Annotated in this window: 3 protein-coding genes; all 3 read right to left on the bottom strand. The window is 71.3% G+C overall.

Annotated elements, in window-relative coordinates; translation table 11 throughout:
• Positions 1-783 (bottom strand): MlaD family protein (locus B8460_RS00775; RefSeq protein ID WP_048859659.1); only part of this gene is annotated, 783 nt, incomplete at its 3' end.
• Complete coding sequence (locus B8460_RS00780; RefSeq protein WP_052945094.1) at positions 783-1613, bottom strand: ABC transporter ATP-binding protein; 831 nt, start codon at positions 1611-1613, stop codon at positions 783-785. The genes B8460_RS00775 and B8460_RS00780, both read right to left, overlap by 1 nt.
• A 3-nt stretch (positions 1614-1616) precedes the next feature.
• A partial coding sequence (locus tag B8460_RS00785) for an MlaE family ABC transporter permease (protein ID WP_048859661.1) occupies positions 1617-2385 on the bottom strand: 769 nt, incomplete at its 5' end.

Here is a 2385-nt window from a genome sequence, read left to right on the forward strand (position 1 = left end):
GGCACGGGCGGCACTGGCGAGCGCGTCGCGCGTCTGCGGGCCGCCGAGCAGGCTCTGCGCCGCCGCCGCCGTCTGCCGCAGCGATGCCGACAGCGCCGGCAGATCGGCGCCGGCGAGCTGCTGCCGCGCCGCGTCGGCCAGACCCGTGAGCGCGGCAAGGGCTTGATGCGCATCGCCGTCGCGCAGCTGTGTCCGCAGGTCGGTGACGAGGCCGTCGATGTTGGCGGCAAGCGAGTCGATCTTCAGATGACTGAGCTGCGCCAGCACGAGCTGCCCCGCGTCCTGCACCTGCGTCAGCGTGCTCGGCATCGAGGGGATGTATTCGCCGACCGGCTTCCACGGCACGTTGATCGGCGGGTAGCGGTTGGGCGGGGCGAAATCGAGTTCGACATAGCTGAGCCCGGTCAGCCCCTGCGACGCGAGGCGCGCGCGCAGGCCGCTCTGCACGGCGGTCGCGGTGTCCGGAAGGCGGCCCACCTTGGTCGGGTCGATCACGAAGCGGACGAACACCAGCCGGAAGCTCGCCTTGCGCGCGTCGGGCGGCTCGTTCCGCAGATAGACGGCGCTGGTCAGCCCGATATCGGTCACCCGGCCAATGGTGACGCCGCGGTATTTCACCGGGGCGCCGACCTCCAGCCCCTGCACGGACTCGCTGTAATAGGTCTCGTACTGCTTGCCCTCGCGCAGCCGGTTGCCAAGCAGGAACAGCAGCATGCCGAGCAGCAGCGCGGTTCCCACCACCACCAGCAGGCCCACGCGCAGGAAGGTGGCGCGGCCCGCCATCACGCCGCCGCCATCGGGTCGGCCGGGATGGTGGCTGCGGGTGCGACGGTGCGATGGAAGAAGGCGTGCACCATCGGATGGTCGGACTCCGCGCGCAGCCGGCGCGGGTCGCCGGTCGCGATGACGCCGCCGCCGTCGGGGTATGCGGCGCGGTCGAGCATGACGCAGCGGTCCGCGATCGCCAGGATCGAGGCGAGTTCGTGCGTCACCACCACGAAGGTCGTGCCGAGATCGGCGCGCAGGTCGAGGATCAGCCGGTCGAGCCCGGCCGACGTGACGGGATCGAGCCCGGCCGAGGGCTCGTCGAGGAACAGCAGCGGCGGGTCGAGCGCGAGGGCGCGGGCGATCGCCGCGCGCTTGGCCATGCCGCCGGAAATCTCCGCGGGCATCAGCGCCGCCGCCTCGCCCAGCCCCACCAGCGCGAGTTTGACCCGCGCGACCGCCACCCGCGCCTCGGCCGGCAGGTCGGTGAAGATCTCCAGCGGCAGCATCACGTTCTCCAGCAGCGTCATCGACCCGAATAACGCGCCGGCCTGGAACATGACGCCGATGCCGCGCTGCATCGCCTGCCGTCCGGCCTCGGCATCCGGCCCGGTGATGCGCCGTCCGGCGACGATGATCTCGCCCGAGGTGGGCGGCAGCAGGCCGATCAGCTGGCGCATCAGCGTGGACTTGCCGCAGCCGGACCCGCCCAGGATGACGAACACCTCGCCCCGTCGCACCGTGAGCGAGACGTCGCGGAAGATGGTGCGCGCGCCGAACCGCTGCGCGAGCCCCGTCGCGACGATCACCTCATCGGGGGACGCGGCGGATGCGGGATCGAGCGTCATGCGCTAGAGGCCGAGACGGAAGAACAGGACGGCGAACACGCCGTCGAGGATGATCATGGCGACGATGCCGCCGACCACCGCCCGCGTCGCCGCCTGTCCCACGGCCCGCGGTCCCACGCCGGTCGCGAGGCCGGCGCGGCAGCCGATGGCGGCGACCACCGCGCCGAAGCACAGCGCCTTGAACAGCCCGCCGAGCAGATCCTTGAGCTGGGAGGCGTATTTCACCTGCGCCACGATCTGCTCCGGCGTGTAGCCGAAGCCGAGCATCACCGTCAGCATGCCGAGCAGCCCGGCGATTTCCAGCACCAGCGCCATGGCGGGCATCACCAGCATCGCCGCCGCCAGCCGTGGCAGCACCAGCATCGTCATCGGGTCGATGCCCATGGTGACCAGCGCGCTGATCTCCTCGTTGACCTTCATCGTCCCGATCTCGGCGGCATAGGCCGAGCCGGTGCGGCCGGCCAGGATCACCGTCGCCAGCAGCGGGCCGAGTTCCCGCAGCAGGCTGATCGAGACGAGGTTCGCGACATAGAGATCGGCGCCGAAGCGGCGCATCGGCACCGCCGACTGGAATGCCAGGATCATGCCGATCAGGAAGCCCATCATGACAATGAGCGGCATCGCGCGCACGCCTGCCTGATCGGCGTAGCGGAAGAAGTCGGCGGCGCGGATCAGCCGCCGCCGGGCGGGTGCGCGTGCCGTCGCGACCAGCACCTCGCCGATAAACGCCACGCCATCGGCCGCCGCCGTGAGCGCCCGCGTGGCCACCTGC

It is taken from the genome of Acidisphaera rubrifaciens HS-AP3 (assembly GCF_000964365.1).
Taxonomy (GTDB): Bacteria; Pseudomonadota; Alphaproteobacteria; order Acetobacterales; family Acetobacteraceae; genus Acidisphaera; species Acidisphaera rubrifaciens.

Coding starts and splice junctions, on each gene's coding strand:
- B8460_RS00780 (WP_052945094.1), bottom strand. CDS start 1,613: ATGACGCTCGATCCCGCATCCGCCGCGTCCCCCGATGAGGTGATCGTC.